This window comes from Streptomyces sp. NPDC005722 (assembly GCF_040630935.1).
GTDB lineage: Bacteria > Actinomycetota > Actinomycetes > Streptomycetales > Streptomycetaceae > Actinacidiphila.
Genome location: NZ_JBEXYN010000008.1, coordinates 55796 through 70350 on the forward strand (window position 1 = coordinate 55796; position 14555 = coordinate 70350).

The 14555-nt window shown below is 73.5% G+C and carries 14 protein-coding genes; 8 read left to right on the plus strand and 6 right to left on the minus strand.

Annotated elements, in window-relative coordinates; translation table 11 throughout:
* The first annotated feature begins 18 nt into the window (after nt 1–18).
* The 3 genes from ABZ479_RS12485 to ABZ479_RS12495 all read left to right on the plus strand — a co-directional run bounded on the left by ABZ479_RS12485 (nt 19) and on the right by ABZ479_RS12495 (nt 3303).
* On the plus strand, nt 19–1497 hold the full coding sequence (locus ABZ479_RS12485; RefSeq protein WP_500461688.1) for an MFS transporter: 1479 nt from the start codon (nt 19–21) through the stop codon (nt 1495–1497).
* Nucleotides 1498–1676: 179 nt separating this feature from the next.
* Nucleotides 1677–2684: an aldo/keto reductase gene (locus ABZ479_RS12490; RefSeq protein ID WP_500461562.1), complete on the plus strand. Its 1008-nt coding sequence runs from the start codon at nt 1677–1679 to the stop codon at nt 2682–2684.
* A gap of 34 nt (nt 2685–2718) precedes the next feature.
* Complete coding sequence (locus tag ABZ479_RS12495; RefSeq protein ID WP_499598833.1) at nt 2719–3303, plus strand: TetR/AcrR family transcriptional regulator; 585 nt, start codon at nt 2719–2721, stop codon at nt 3301–3303.
* Nucleotides 3304–3397: 94 nt separating this feature from the next.
* Here the strand turns inward: ABZ479_RS12495 and ABZ479_RS12500 are convergent, their stop codons facing one another.
* Nucleotides 3398–4780 (minus strand): glycine--tRNA ligase, encoded by a 1383-nt coding sequence (locus ABZ479_RS12500; protein WP_500461563.1) that lies wholly within the window; start codon nt 4778–4780, stop codon nt 3398–3400.
* Nucleotides 4781–4974: 194 nt separating this feature from the next.
* Between ABZ479_RS12500 and ABZ479_RS12505 the strand changes: the two genes are divergently transcribed.
* The 4 genes from ABZ479_RS12505 to ABZ479_RS12520 are packed head-to-tail and all read left to right on the plus strand — an operon-like array spanning nt 4975 to nt 8099.
* Nucleotides 4975–5931, plus strand: coding sequence for a metal ABC transporter substrate-binding protein (locus tag ABZ479_RS12505; RefSeq protein ID WP_500461564.1), 957 nt, complete (start codon nt 4975–4977; stop codon nt 5929–5931).
* Between the two features lie 4 nt (nt 5932–5935).
* A complete protein-coding gene (locus ABZ479_RS12510; protein WP_499598839.1) occupies nt 5936–6727 on the plus strand; it encodes a metal ABC transporter ATP-binding protein in 792 nt (263 codons plus the stop codon).
* Nucleotides 6727–7620 carry a metal ABC transporter permease gene (locus tag ABZ479_RS12515; protein WP_500461565.1) on the plus strand — a complete coding sequence of 298 codons (894 nt, stop codon included), beginning with the start codon at nt 6727–6729 and terminating at the stop codon, nt 7618–7620. The genes ABZ479_RS12510 and ABZ479_RS12515 overlap by 1 nt, the downstream gene beginning before the upstream one ends.
* 53 nt (nt 7621–7673) lie before the next feature.
* Nucleotides 7674–8099: a Fur family transcriptional regulator gene (locus ABZ479_RS12520; RefSeq protein ID WP_499598842.1), complete on the plus strand. Its 426-nt coding sequence runs from the start codon at nt 7674–7676 to the stop codon at nt 8097–8099.
* An 80-nt stretch (nt 8100–8179) separates the two neighbouring features.
* Here ABZ479_RS12520 and ABZ479_RS12525 read toward each other — a convergent pair whose 3' ends face one another.
* Nucleotides 8180–9019: an isoprenyl transferase gene (locus tag ABZ479_RS12525; RefSeq protein WP_500461566.1), complete on the minus strand. Its 840-nt coding sequence runs from the start codon at nt 9017–9019 to the stop codon at nt 8180–8182.
* Nucleotides 9020–9079: 60 nt separating this feature from the next.
* The gene (gene recO, locus ABZ479_RS12530) at nt 9080–9826 is read right to left on the minus strand and encodes a DNA repair protein RecO (protein WP_500461567.1); all 747 of its coding nucleotides are present in this window, start codon (nt 9824–9826) and stop codon (nt 9080–9082) included.
* 56 nt (nt 9827–9882) lie between these two features.
* Between recO and ABZ479_RS12535 the strand changes: the two genes are divergently transcribed.
* Complete coding sequence (locus tag ABZ479_RS12535; RefSeq protein ID WP_500461568.1) at nt 9883–10245, plus strand: DUF1304 domain-containing protein; 363 nt, start codon at nt 9883–9885, stop codon at nt 10243–10245.
* 129 nt (nt 10246–10374) lie between these two features.
* Here the strand turns inward: ABZ479_RS12535 and ABZ479_RS12540 are convergent, their stop codons facing one another.
* The 3 genes from ABZ479_RS12540 to ABZ479_RS12550 are packed head-to-tail and all read right to left on the minus strand — an operon-like array spanning nt 10375 to nt 14476.
* Nucleotides 10375–11064: a response regulator transcription factor gene (locus ABZ479_RS12540; RefSeq protein ID WP_500461569.1), complete on the minus strand. Its 690-nt coding sequence runs from the start codon at nt 11062–11064 to the stop codon at nt 10375–10377.
* Nucleotides 11061–12332 carry a sensor histidine kinase gene (locus ABZ479_RS12545; protein ID WP_500461570.1) on the minus strand — a complete coding sequence of 424 codons (1272 nt, stop codon included), beginning with the start codon at nt 12330–12332 and terminating at the stop codon, nt 11061–11063. The genes ABZ479_RS12540 and ABZ479_RS12545 overlap by 4 nt, the downstream gene beginning before the upstream one ends.
* Nucleotides 12333–12346: 14 nt before the next feature.
* A complete protein-coding gene (locus ABZ479_RS12550) occupies nt 12347–14476 on the minus strand; it encodes an MMPL family transporter (protein WP_500461571.1) in 2130 nt (709 codons plus the stop codon).
* Between the last annotated feature and the right edge of the window lie 79 nt (nt 14477–14555).

Below are 14555 nucleotides of genomic sequence, written 5' to 3' on the forward strand. Positions count from 1 at the left end.
CTCGGTTCCCGCGCCCAGGTGCGGCCCCGGGTCATCCGGGTCGGCGCCACCGGCCCGGCGCCGGCCGCGAGAACCACGCCACCGGCCGCCGAGGCGCCGCCCGGCCACGCCGCACCGGCACTCGGCCCGCTGGGCCTGTTCACCGTGCTGCTGGGTGCGGCGCTCCCGCTCATCGACTTCTTCATCGTCAACGTCGCGCTGCCCGCCATCGAGACCGACCTGCACGCCGGTGCCGCCGTCCTGGAGCTGGTCGTGGCCGGCTACGGCGTGGCGTACGCCGTGCTGCTGGTGCTCGGCGGCCGGCTCGGCGACTCCTTCGGCCGCCGCCGGCTCTTCCTCGCCGGCATGGCGGCCTTCGGCCTGACCTCGCTCGCCTGCGGCCTGGCCCCGAACGCGTGGGTGCTGGTGGGCGCCCGCGTCGCACAGGGCGCGGCGGCCGCGCTGATGCTGCCCCAGGTGCTGGCCACCATCCACTCCGCGACCTCCGGCCACCGCAGGGCCAAGGCGCTCAGCCTGTACGGCGCGACCGCGGGCCTGTCCATGGTGGCGGGCCAGATCCTGGGCGGCATCCTGGTCGCCGCGGACATCGCGGGCACCGGCTGGCGCGCGGTGTTCCTGGTCAACGTGCCGGTCGCGGCGGCCGGTCTGCTGCTCGCGGTGCGTTCGGTGCCGGAGACCCGTTCCGACCGGCCCGCTCCGGTCGACCGCCCCGGCACCCTGCTGCTGGCGGTGTCCCTGGTGACCCTGCTGGCTCCGCTGACCGAGGGCCGGGCGGCCGGCTGGCCGGTGTGGACGTGGGTGTCGCTGACCGTCTTCCCGTTCGCGGCCCTGGCGTTCTTCCTGGTCGAGCGGCGGGCCGACCGGGCCGGGCGGATCCCGCTCGTGCCGCCGAGCCTCTTCGCGCTCGCCGGGATGCGGCGGGCGCTGCCGCTGCTGGTGCCGTTCTCCATCGGCTTCGGCGGCTTCATGTTCGTGATCGCGGTCGCGCTGCAGCAGGGCCTGCGGTACGGGCCGGTGGAGGCGGGCGCCACGCTGGTGCCGATGGCCGTGGCGTTCTTCCTGGCCTCGCTGGCCGGGCCGCGCCTGGTGGGCCGGTACGGCGGGCGCGTGGTCACCGCGGGCGGCGTGCTGCAGGGTGTCGGCGTCGCCGTGCTGGCGCTGACCGTGGCCCGCAGCTGGCAGCCCGGGATGACGGCGTGGGCCCTGCTGCCGGGTGTCGCGGTCGCCGGCCTCGGCCAGGGGCTGCAACTGCCCGTGCTGTTCCGGCTGGTGCTCGCGGACGTACCGGGCGAGCGGGCCGGTGTCGGCAGCGGCGTCATGGTCACCACCCAGCAGTCGGCGCTGGCCCTGGGCGTGGCCACCCTCGGCACCCTCTTCCTCTCCCTCGTCCCCTCGCACGGGACCCGGCAGGCGCTGGTCGTGGTGCTGCTCGTACAGCTCGCGGCGGTGGCGGTGACGGCGCTGGCCAGCCTGCGGCTGCCGCGCGAAGTGGCCTGAGGGGCCGCGGGGCGGGGACCGGGACCCGCGGGCCGGCCCTGCGGATCGGTCCCGCAGATCGGTCCCGCGGGAATGCGACGGATGGAACACGCGCTGACAGATATTGAAATCTGTCAGCGCATGTGTCACTGTTGTCAGCGTCCCCGCCCGACCTCCCCCTCCCCACCAAGGAGCCCCCCTTGCAGAACCGCACCCTCGGTTCCACCGGCCCCACCGTCTCCGCCCTCGGCCTCGGCGCCATGGGCATGTCCGCCCTCTACGGCGAGACGGACCGCGGCGAGGCCGTCGCCACCGTCCACGCCGCCCTCGACGCGGGCATCACCCTGATCGACACCGGCGACTTCTACGCCATGGGCCACAACGAGATGCTCGTCGGCGAGGCCCTGCGCTCCGCCGGCGCCCGCCGCGACAACGCCCTGGTCAGCGTCAAGTTCGGCGCTCTGCGCGACCCCGGTGGCACCTGGCTGGGCTACGACGGGCGCCCGGCCGCCGTGAAGAACTTCGCCTCGTACTCGCTGCAGCGCCTCGGCACCGACCACATCGACGTCTACCGGATCGCCCGGGTCGACCCCACCGTCCCGATCGAGGAGACCGTCGGCGCCATCGCCGAGCTCGTCGAGGCCGGCTACGTGCGCCACATCGGCCTGTCCGAGGTCAGCGCCGCCACGCTGCGCCGCGCGGCCGCCGTGGCGCCGATCAGCGACCTGCAGATCGAGTACTCGCTGATCTCCCGCGGCATCGAGGACGAGATCCTGCCCACCGCCCGCGAACTGGGCATCGGCGTCACGGCGTACGGCGTGCTGTCCCGCGGCCTGATCAGCGGGCACTTCACCCGCGACCGGCAGCTGGCGGGCAACGACTTCCGCGCCATGAGCCCCCGCTTCCAAGGCGAGAACCTGGAGCACAACCTCGGGCTCGTCGAGGCGCTGCGCAAGATCGCCGAGCAGCGGGGCGTCACCGTGGCGCAGACCGCCATCGCCTGGGTGCTGTCCCGGGGCGAGGACATCGTGCCGCTGATCGGCGCCCGTACCCGCGAGCGGCTGGCCGAGGCGCTGGGCGCGCTGGAGGTCACCCTGGACGCCGCCGACCTGGCGGCGATCGAGGAGGCGGTCCCGGCCGGCGCGGCCGCCGGCGAGCGCTACCCGCACGCGCAGATGGCGCACCTGGACAGTGAGCAGCGGCACTGACGGGCACCGGCCCGGTACTGGGACAATGGCGAGCATGCCACCCGAGACGCTGACCGCCGAACGCATCCTCGAGACCACGGAAGAGGTGCTGCGCCGCTACGGTCCCGCGAAGGCGACCGTGGTCGACGTGGCCCGCGCCCTCGGGGTCAGCCACGGCAGCGTCTACCGGCACTTCCGCACCAAGGCCGCACTGCGCGAGGCGGTCACCCAGCGGTGGCTGGACCAGGCCCACGCACAGCTGTCGGCGATCGCGGAGGACGGCGGCCGCCCGGCGCCCGCACGGCTGCACGCCTGGCTGGAGGCGCTGTTCGCAGCCAAGAAGCGCAAGGCGGGCGGCGACCCCGAGCTGTTCGCCACCTACATGGCGCTGACCGACGAGCACAGCTCCGTGGTCGCCGAGCACGTCGCCATCATGGTCGGGCTGCTCACCCGGATCGTCCGGGACGGCGTAGCCGGCGGGGAGTTCGCCGCCGGCGACCCGGAGGCCGCCGCGCAGGCGGTGTGGGACGCCACCGTGCGCTTCCACGACCCGGCGTACGCCGGCGACTGGTTCGCCCCGGGCATCGACGCGGCGTTCTCCGCGGTCATCGACCTGGTCCTGCGCGGTCTGCGGCCCTGAGCGCCGCCCGTACGGGCCCGTTCACGCACGAAGGCGCCCGGCCACCCCTCTGGGGGTCGGCCGGGCGCCTTCGTGCGTGCGTCCGGGACGGTTCCTAGCAGCCGAGCAGCCGGCCACCGAGGTAGGCCTCGACCTGGTCCAGCGAGACGCGCTCCTGCTTCATGGTGTCGCGCTCGCGCACGGTGACCGCGTTGTCCTCGAGGGTGTCGAAGTCGACGGTCACGCAGAACGGGGTGCCGATCTCGTCCTGGCGGCGGTAGCGGCGGCCGATGGCGCCGGCGTCGTCGAACTCGATGTTCCAGTGACGGCGCAGGTCGGCCGCGAGGCCCTTGGCCTTCGGCGAGAGCTGCGGGTTGCGCGACAGCGGCAGGACGGCGACCTTGACCGGCGCCAGGCGCGGGTCGAGGCGCATGACGGTGCGCTTCTCCATCACGCCCTTGGCGTTGGGGGCCTCGTCCTCGTTGTACGCGTCGAGCATGAAGGCGAGCATGGCGCGGTTGAGACCCGCCGCGGGCTCGATGACGAACGGGAAGTAGCGCTCGCCGGCCTCCTGGTCGAAGTACGACAGGTCCTGGCCGCTGGCCTGGCTGTGGGCCTTGAGGTCGTAGTCCGTGCGGTTGGCGATGCCCTCGAGCTCGGAGAACTCGCTGCCGCCGAAGTTGAAGCGGTACTCGATGTCGGTGGTGCGCTTCGAGTAGTGGGAGAGCTTCTCCTTGGCGTGCTCGAACCAGCGCATGTTCTCCTCGCGCAGGCCGAGGCCCCGGTACCAGTCCCAGCGCTGCTGCATCCAGTACTCGTGCCAGGTCTCGTCCTCGCCCGGCTTGACGAAGAACTCCATCTCCATCTGCTCGAACTCGCGGGTCCGGAAGATGAAGTTGCCGGGCGTGATCTCGTTGCGGAAGGACTTGCCGGTCTGGGCGATGCCGAACGGCGGCTTGCGGCGCGAGGTCTGCTGCACCTGGGCGAAGTTGGTGAAGATGCCCTGCGCGGTCTCGGGGCGCAGGTAGGCGACCGCGCCGGAGTCCTGGGTCGGGCCCAGGTGGGTGGAGAGCAGGCCCGAGAACTGCTTGGGCTCGGTGAAGGTGCCCTTGTTGCCGCAGTTGGGGCAGTTGAGGTCGGAGAGGCCGTTGGCCGGCAGGTGGCCGTGCTTGGCCTCGTACGCCTCCTCCAGGTGGTCGGCGCGGTAACGCTTGTGGCAGGAGGTGCACTCGGTGAGCGGGTCGGTGAACGTGGCGACGTGGCCCGAGGCCTCCCAGACCTCGCGGGCCAGGATCACCGAGGAGTCGAGGCCGACCACGTCCTCCCGGGAGGTGACCATCGCGCGCCACCACTGACGCTTGATGTTCTCCTTCAGTTCGACGCCCAGCGGTCCGTAGTCCCAGGCGGCCTTCTGACCGCCGTAGATCTCGCTGCAGGGGAAAACGAAGCCACGGCGCTTGCTCAGGCTGACGATGGTGTCGATCTTGTCGGCGGCCACGGTGCTCTCTTCAGACGACGAAGCGGTCGGTGAGGTCCGCCGGATCGCGTGCGGTCCGGCGAATACCTCAGATTACCGGCGGGTGCGGGGCCTGTATCAAATCGGTTCCACGGTCCGGGAGCGTCGGGCGGGCCGCCGGGTCCGGCCATGGAGTCAATTGACAATCGTTTCCAGTTTTGTTGAAAATGGGTGTCATGAACATAGGTCGTGCTCTGGTCCCCCTCGCCGCCGTCGCCGGGCTGGTCGCCCTCTCCGCCTGCTCCACCGCGGGCGGGACCGGGCAGGACGGCAAGCTGGCGGTCACGGCGTCCTTCTACCCGATGGAGTTCCTCGCCGAGCAGATCGGCGGCGGGCACGTCCACGTTACGGGACTGACCAAGCCGGGGACCGAGCCGCACGACCTGGAACTCACCCCCCGGCAGACCGGCGAGCTGGGCGAGTCCGACGTCGTCGTCTACCTCAAGGGCCTGCAGCCCGCCGTCGACGACGCGATAGCCCAGTCCGGCGTGAGGACCGTCGTCGACGCCGCCGCACTGACCCCGCTGGAGGACCACGGCACCGAGGTCGACGGCCACCACCACACCACCGGGGACAACGACACCGGGCACGAGGGCGAGGACGAGGACGCGGGCGCCGACCCGCACATCTGGCTCGACCCGGTCCGCTACGCCCAGGTCGCCGAGGGCGTCGGCAAGGCCCTCGCCGAGGCCGACCCGGACCACGCCGCGACGTACGGGAAGAACACCGCCGCGCTGGTGAAGAAGCTGGACGCGCTGAACACCGGGTTCGAGGACGGGCTGAAGGACCGCACCTCGGACACCTTCATCACCACCCACGCCGCCTTCGGCTACCTCGCCGAGCGCTACGGGCTGGTCGAGGAGGCGATCAGCGGCATCGACCCGGAGTCCGAGCCCAGCGCGGCCCGGATGAAGACGCTGCACACCCTCGCCGAGGACAAGGGCGTCAGCACCGTATTCTTCGAGACGCTGGCCAGCGACCGGACCGCCAGGACCCTCGCCGGCGACCTCGGCCTGAAGACCGCGGTGCTCGACCCGATCGAGGGCATCACCGACAAGTCCGCGGGCCGCGACTACTTCGAGGTCCAGCGGAGCAACCTCCAGGCCCTGCGCACGGCGCTGGGCGCGAAGTGAGGCCATGATGACGGAGCCCGGTACGGAGGCTGGAATGGACACGGTCATATCGATGCGGGGTGCGGCCGCCGCGCTCGGCTCACGACCGGTGCTGCGCGGCGTCGACCTGACCGTGCGGCGCGGCGAGGTCGTCGCGTTGCTCGGCGCCAACGGCTCGGGCAAGTCCACCGCGATCCGCGCCGTGGTCGGTCAGGTGCCGCTCACCTCGGGCGCCCTGGAGCTGTTCGGCACCCCGCTGAACCGTTTCCGCGACTGGGCCCGGATCGGCTACGTGCCGCAGCGCACCACCGCGGCCTCCGGCGTCCCCGCCACCGTCCGCGAGGTCGTCTCCGCCGGGCGGCTGGCCCGGACCAGGCTGGGCCTGCCCCGCAAGGCGGACCGCAGGGCCGTGGAGCACGCCCTGGAGCTGGTCGGGATGGCCGACCGGGCCGGCGACCCGGTCGAGGCGCTCTCCGGCGGCCAGCACCAGCGGGTGCTGATCGCCCGCGCGCTGTCCGTCGAGCCCGAACTGCTGATCATGGACGAGCCGATGGCCGGCGTCGACCTGGCCAGCCAGGAGGTGCTCGCCGGGACACTGCGCGAACAGGTCGCGGTGGGCACCACCGTGCTGCTGGTGCTGCACGAACTCGGACCGCTGGAGCCGCTGATCGACCGCGCGGTGGTGCTGCGCGACGGCTGCGTCGTCCACGACGGGCCCCCGCCGAAGGCCCAGGGGCAGCACGCGCTGCCGGGCCACGACCACGTCCACCCGCACGCGGGCCACGCGGCCGAACCGATCCGGACGGGGCTGTTCTGATGGAGCTGTTCTCCTACGCCTTCATGCAGCGGGCACTGATCGCCGCCGTCCTCGTCGGCATCACCGCCCCCGCGATCGGCATCTACCTCGTCCAGCGCCGGCAGGCGCTGCTGGGCGACGGCATCGGCCACGTCGCCCTCACCGGCGTCGGCCTCGGCTTCCTGCTCAGCGCCAACCCGGTGTGGATGGCGACGGCCGTGTCGGTCGCCGGCGCGGTCGTCATGGAACTCATCCGCTGGTACGGCAGGACGCGCGGCGACATCGCGCTCGCCATGCTCTTCTACGGCGGCATGGCGGCCGGCGTGATGTTCACCTCGCTCGCGCCGAACGGCTCCAACGCCAACCTCCTCACCTACCTGTTCGGCTCCATCACCACCGTCTCCCCGCAGGACATCACCACGATCTGCCTGCTGGCCGGCTTCGTGGTGCTGGTCACCGTGGGCCTGCGGCGGCAGCTGTTCGCGGTCTCCCAGGACGAGGAGTTCGCCCGGGTGACCGGCCTTCCGGTACGCCTGCTCAACCTGCTGGTCGCCGTCACCGCGGCGGTCACGGTCACGGTCGCGATGCGGGTCGTCGGGCTGCTGCTGGTCAGCGCGCTGATGGTGATCCCGGTCGCCGCCTCGCAGCAGATCGCCCGCAGTTTCGCCACGGCGTTCGCGCTGTCGGTCGTGATCGGCGTGGTGGTCGCCTTCTCCGGGACGGTGACCTCGTACTACGCCGACGTGCCCTCCGGGGCGACCATCGTGCTGCTGGCCATCGGCGTGTTCGTCGTACTGACGCTGCTGGCGGTACCGCTGGCGAAAAAGCGTGCACGCCGTGCCGCAGGGGACGCGACACGGTGCACCCTGGAGGTACCCGCGGCGCGTCCGACCGAGGACGACGTCCGGGTATGAGCGCCCGGCCTGGCAGAATGACCGACCGAACCCGACCGAGTAGGAGGCCACCGGTGACGACCGCCAAGCCCCCCGTCCGCGGACGATCGACCCGGCAGCGTACCGCCGTCGCCGCGGCCCTCGCCGAGGTCGACGAGTTCCGCAGCGCCCAGGAGCTGCACGACCTCCTGAAGCACCGGGGCGACTCGGTCGGCCTCACCACGGTCTACCGCACGCTGCAGTCCCTCGCCGACGCCGGCGAGATCGACGTGCTCCGCACCGGGGACGGCGAGTCCGTCTACCGGCGCTGCAGCAGCGGTCACCACCACCACCTGGTCTGCCGGGTCTGCGGCAAGGCCGTCGAGGTCGAGGGCCCGGCGGTCGAGAAGTGGGCCGACACCATCGCCGAGGAGCACGGCTTCGTCGACGTCGCCCACACCGTGGAGATCTTCGGCACCTGCGCCGACTGCGCCGGCTGCGGCCGCCCCGCGGAGGTCTGAGCCCCGGCGCCGCAGCACTGCAGCCGCACGCGGCGCCGTCCCCCGTGACCGCGGTCGCCCGGTGGGCGACCGCGGCGTGACTACGCGCCGTCCGCGCCGCTCTCCTCGTCCGGCTGCTGCTCGTTGGGGATCGCGCCGCCGAAGCGGCGGTCGCGGGAGGCGTACTCCAGGCACGCGCGCCACAGGTCGCGGCGGTCGAAGTCCGGCCAGAGGACGTCCTGGAAGACCATCTCGGCGTAGGCGGACTGCCAGATCAGGAAGTTGGAGGTGCGCTGCTCGCCGGAGGGGCGGACGAACAGGTCCACGTCCGGCATGTCCGGGTGGTACATGTACTTGGCGAGGGTCTTCTCGTTGACCTTGGAGGGGTCGAGACGACCCGCCTTTATGTCCTCGCCCAGGCGCGCCGCCGCGTCGGCGATCTCCGCGCGGCCGCCGTAGTTGACGCACATGTACAGCGTCATCGCGTCGTTGTCGCGGGTCATCTCCTCCGCGACCTGGAGCTCCTTGACGACCGACTTCCACAGCCGGGGCATGCGGCCCGCCCAGCGGATGCGGATGCCCATCTCGTGCATCTCGTCGCGGCGGCGGTGGATGACGTCCCGGTTGAAGTTCATCAGGAAGCGGACCTCGTCGGGCGAACGCTTCCAGTTCTCGGTCGAGAAGGCGTACAGCGAGAGGTTCTTGACCCCCAGCTCCAGGCAGCCCTTCAGGACGTCCAGCACGACGGACTCGCCGACCTTGTGCCCCTCGGTGCGGGGCAGACCGCGCTCCTTGGCCCAGCGGCCGTTGCCGTCCATCACGATGGCCACGTGCTGGGGGACCAGCTCGCCTGGGATCTTGGGGGGCTGCGCGCCGGACGGGTGCGGGTCGGGAGCCCGGTACTCGCGCCGGGGACGGCTCAGAATCCCGCGTACTGCCATGACCTTGCTCTCCACTTCCTGTGCCTCACGACTTGGTGCTGCCGGGGCCGCCGGGTACCGCTACTTCTCGATGAAACGCAGACTGCGCAGGCCGCGCTCCAGGTGCCACTGCAGATACGCGGCGACCAGTCCGCTGCCCTCCCGGCAGTGGCGCGGTTCGCACGCGTCGGCGGTCTCCCAGTCCCCTCCGAGCAACGCGCCGAGGAGTTCCAGTGACTCCAGTGAGGGTACGACGCTTCCGGCCGGGCGGCACTCGCCGCATACGACTCCTCCCGCGGCGACCGAAAAGAACCGGTTCGGGCCGGGCATCCCGCACTTCGCGCAGTCCCCGAAGCTGGGCGCGTAGCCGTTGACCGCCAGCGAGCGCAGCAGGAAGGCGTCGAGCACCAGGCGCGGGTCGTGCTCACCGTCGGCGAGCGTGCGCAGTCCGCCGACCAGCAGCAGGTACTGCTGCACGGCCGGTTCGCCCTCGTGGTCGGTGAAGCGCTCGGCGGTCTCCAGCATCGCCGTGCCCGCGGTGTAGCGGGCGTAGTCGGTGACGATCCGGCTGCCGTAGGGGGCGATGATCTCGCCCTGGGTGCACAGCGGCAGGCCCCGGCCGACGAGTTCCCCGCCGCGCGCGAAGAACTGCACGTCCACGTGGGAGAAGGGCTCCAGCCGCGCCCCGAACTTGGACTTCGTCCGCCGCACTCCGCGGGCCACCGCCCGCACCCGGCCGTGCCGGCGCGTGAGCAGGGTGATGATCCGGTCCGCCTCGCCCAGCTTCTGGGTGCGCAGCACGATGCCGTCGTCGCGGAACAGACTCATGCGCCCATTCTCCCGTACGGAGCGACCGGTCCGGCCCGGGTCGTACGCTACGGCCCATGTCGATCACCGCAACCGTCGCCGTGCTGCTGATAGCGGCCCTGCACGTCTACATCCTGGTCCTGGAGATGTTCCTGTGGACCACCCCGCGCGCCCGGGCCGCCTTCGGCACCACCGAGGAGTTCGCGCGGGAGAGCAAGGCGCTCGCCGCCAACCAGGGGCTCTACAACGGATTCCTGGCCGCCGGCCTGGTGTGGGGCGCGGTGGCGTCCGACCCGGTGGGCCTCCAGGCGAAGGTGTTCTTCCTCGTCTGCGTGGCGGTCGCCGGGCTGTACGGGGCCGCGACCGCGAGCCGCCGGATCCTCTTCGTGCAGACCGTCCCGGCGCTCGTCGCCCTGGCCCTGGTGCTGGCGGCCCGCTGAGGCACTCCGTCACGCACGCGCGTCACCCGCGCGTGGTGCGAGCGGACCGCCCGGAGCGGGGGCACCGGGACCCGCGGGCCTCCGCCGGGGGCGGTCAACCGCCGGGCCCCGCCGTCCCGCCGGGGGCGGTCAACCGCCGGGCCCCGCCGTCCCGCCGGGGGCGACCAGGCCCGACTCGTAGGCCGCGATCACCAACTGGGCGCGGTCGCGGGCGGCGAGCTTCCCCATGATCCGGCTGACGTGCGTCTTGGCGGTGAGCGGGCTCAGTCCCAGCGCCTCGGCGACCTCCGTGTTGTTCAGGCCGCGCGCGACGAGGGTGAGCACCTGCCGTTCCCGTTCCGACAGCGCGGCGAGCCGTTCCGGGGCCGGGCCGCCCGACGGCGGGCCCTCGGGCAGGCGCAGCACCCGGGCGATGAGCCGCGCCGTCGGTCCCGGCGAGAGCAGCGCCTCGCCGGCGGCCACCGTGCGGATGGCGTCGAGGAGGTCGGCGGGGCGGGTGTCCTTGACGAGGAAGCCGCTGGCCCCGGCGCGCAGCGCGGGCAGGACGTGGTCGTCGGTGTCGTACGTGGTGAGCACCAGCACCCGGACACCGGCCAGGTCCTCGTCCGCGGCGATCAGCCGGGTGGCCTCGATGCCGTCGAGGTCCGGCATCCGGATGTCCATGATCACCACGTCGGCGCGGCCGGTGCGGGCCGCCGCCACGGCCTCCCGCCCGGTGGCCGCGTGCGCGACGACCCGCATGTCGGGTGCGGAGTCCACGAGCATCGCGAAGGCCTCGCGGACCAGGGTCTGGTCGTCGGCGAGCAGGACCCGGATCACGCCGGGTCCCCCACGAGCGCGCCGCCCCCGCCGAGCGGCAGGACGGCCGCGACGGTGAAGCCGCCCTCCGGGCAGGGACCGGCCGTCAGGGTGCCGCCGACGCTGCGCGCTCGCTCGCGCATGCCGATGAGGCCGTAGCCGGCCGGGGCGGGTTCCTCCGGCGGCGGCGTGGCCGGCACCACGGCCCGCCAGGGACGCCACCTGCCGTCCTGCTGCCGCGGGACGGACGCCTCCGCCTCCGCGCACCCGGGGCCGTCGTCGGTGACCGCGACGCGCAGGGCGGCCGCCTCGGCGTCCAGGAGGACGCCCACCCGCACCCGGGTGCCGCCGCCCGCGTGCCGGACCGCGTTGGTCAGGGCCTCCTGCACGATCCGGTACGCCGCCGCACCGATGGCCGGGGGCACCCCGTCGGCCTCCGGCGCCACCGCCAGCTCCACCCGGGCCCCGGCGGCCTCCGCGGACCGGGCCAGGTCGGTCACCCCGGCCAGGCCCGGCAGCGGGCCGCGCTCGTCGTCGCCGCGCAGCACCTGCAGCGTGGCGCGCAGTTCCGTACGGGCGTCGCGGCAGGTCTCCGCGATGTTGTCCAGGGCCCCGGCGACGGCCGTACGGTCCAGCCGGTCCGGGTCGGCGAGCAGCACATGGGCGGCGACCGAGGTCTGCACGCCGATCACGGTGATGCTGTGGGCCAGCAGGTCGTGCAGGTCCCGGGCGATCCGCAGGCGCTCCTCGGCGACCCGGCGGGCCGCCTCCTCCCCACGGGTGCGGATCGCCCGCTCGGCGCGCTCGACGACCGCCGCCACGTACTTGCGCTGGATCCGCACCGCCTCGCCGACCAGGGCCATCGCCAGCACCCAGCCGCCGCTGCGGAGCATGTCGGAGACCGCGTGCCGGTTGGGGGTCGCCGCCATCACCGACGCCATGATCCCGATGACCACCGTCACCGTCGGGAAGGTCCGCAGCGGCGGCCCGGCCACGGCCAGCGAGTACACCGCCACCATGCTCGCCGGCACGACGGCCACGTGGAGGTTGTCCAGGGCGTGGTAGGGGCCGACGATCAGGACGGTCGCGATCATCACGGCCATCGGCACCCGCCGCCGCGCCGTCAGCACCAGCGCGCCGGCGACGAGCAGCGTCCACCCCAGCGCGTCCGGCCGGTGGCCGTTGCGGTCGGGGAAGAACAGGGCGAGCGCGCACTGCGCCGCCAGCACGGCGACGGCCAGGAGGACGTCGCCGTGGGAGGCGAGGACGATACGTGGCTGCTTCGGCACGGCTCCATCTTCCGTCACGGGGTCGGGGCGTTCCCAGGGTGCTGCGACGACCGGCCGAGCCCGCCCGGCCACCACACGCGCCGTCCCAGCAGCAGGCTCGCCGACGTGACGAGGTAGGTCCGCACCAGGAAGGTGTCCAGCAGCACCCCGACCGCGATGACGAAGCCCAGTTCGACCAGCGACACCAGGGGCATGGCCAGCAGCACCGAGAAGGTCGCCGCCAGCACCAGCCCGGCGGAGGCGATGACCCCGCCCGTCGTGCGCAGCGCGGTGAGGGCCGCGGCGGCGGGATCGGCACCGGAGCGGGACTCCTCGCGCATCCGGTGCATCAGGAAGATGCCGTAGTCGACGCCGAGCGCGACGAGGAAGACGAAGGAGAGCAGCGGCAGCCCGGGGTCCGTCCCGGTGAAGCCGAAGAGCGGGCCGAAGACCAGTCCGCCGATGCCCAGCGCCGCCCCCCACACGGCGACCACCGCCGCGACGAGCAGCAGCGGCGCGACGAGGCTGCGCAGCAGCACGACGAGGACCAGCAGCACGGAGAGCAGGACGAGCGGCACCACGAGCAGGCGGTCGCGCGCACTGGTGTCGGCGAGGTCCAGTTGCTGGGCGCCCGGCCCGCCGACGTACGCCCCGTGGCGGCCGCCCAGCTCCGCGCGCAGCGCCTTGACGGTGGCCGCCTCGGCCGCCGAGTCCGGCAGGGCCCGTGCGGTGACCGACAGTTCGGTCCAGCCGCCGCCGCTGCGGCCGCGTTCCACCGCGGTGACGCCCTCGGTCGTCCGGGCGGCGGCCGCGACCTCGCCGGCCCGGCCGGCGGGCGCCATGACGGTGATCGGCTGGGCGCCGCCGTCGCCGTCCGCGCGGGCGAGGGTGCGCATGGCCGCGACCGACTCGGGGGCGCTGGTGAAGGCGTCGTCGTTCCCCAGGCTCCCGGGCAGGTTGAGGGCGCCGAGCGCCAGCGCGCCCAGCAGGACCGCCCCGCCCGCGAGCACCGCGAGCGGCCGGCGGGCGGCGGAGCCGCCCATCGCGGTGAACAGCCCGCGCCGCGTGGGCGGCCGGCTCCCGTACGCCGGGACCAGCGGCCAGAAGACCCGGCGGCCCAGCAGCACCAGCAGCGCGGGCAGCAGGGTCGTCATGGCCGCCAGCGCGCACAGCACCCCGACCGCGGCGATCGGGCCCATGCCCCGGCTGCTGTTGAGGTCGGCCGCGAGCAGGCACAGCAGGCCCGCGGCCACCGTCGCGGAGGAGGCCAGCACCGCGGGGCCGCAGCCGCGCAGCGCGGCGCGCATGGCGTCGTACGGGCGCGGTACGCGCCGCAGTTCCTCGCGGTAGCGGGAGACGAGCAGCAGCGCGTAGTCCGTTCCGGCGCCGAAGACGAGGATGGTCATCACGCCCTGGCTCTGGCCGGTGACGGTGATGCCGAGGGCCCCGTGGAGGCCGTGCACCGCGGCCATGGCGGTGGCGTCGGCGACGCCCGCGACCAGCAGCGGCAGCAACCACAGCAGCGGGCTGCGGTAGATGAGGATCAGCAGGACGGCGACGACGGCCACCGTGGTGTACAGCAGCGGCCCGTCCAGCGAGGAGTACACCTCCTTCATGTCGGTGGCGACCGCGCCGGGTCCGCCGACCTGGACGGTCAGTCCTCCGCCGCCGTTCGCCAGCGTGCGTACGTCCTCGACGAAGGCCGCCGCGGCCGCGTCGTCCCGGCCGGGCTCGGTACTGGCGACCGGGTACGTCAGCGTGCTGCCGTCCTGGGAGGGAACGCCGCGCGGCGTTCCGTGGCCGGTGAGCCGGTGCGCCGCGGCGACGGCGGCGACCTGCTCCGCGGCCGTGGCCCGGTCGGCGGAGGTCAGGCCGCCGTCGCGGTGGTAGACGACGAACAGTTCGGTGGCCTCGCCGCCGGGCAGCGCCTCCTGCAGTTCGGCCACCCGCGTCGAACCGGCGTTCGCCGGGAGGTAGTCGACGGCGCGGTTCTGCTGGTCCCCGGCGAGGCCGCCGGCCATCGGCCCGGCGAACGCGAGCACCGCGAGCCACAGCACGAGCACCCCCCAGGGCACCAGGCGTGCCGCGCGCCCTCCGTCCCGTCCGCGCCGCGCCGGCGCCTGCTCCGGCGCGTCCGCCGTGCTCCTCGTGCTCGTGGCCCCCATCTCGGGCCTCCCTCCGGGCCGGTGGTCTGGTCGCTTCCAGACTCCCGGCCGCGGAGCGCCGTTTCGTCGGGCCCGAGGG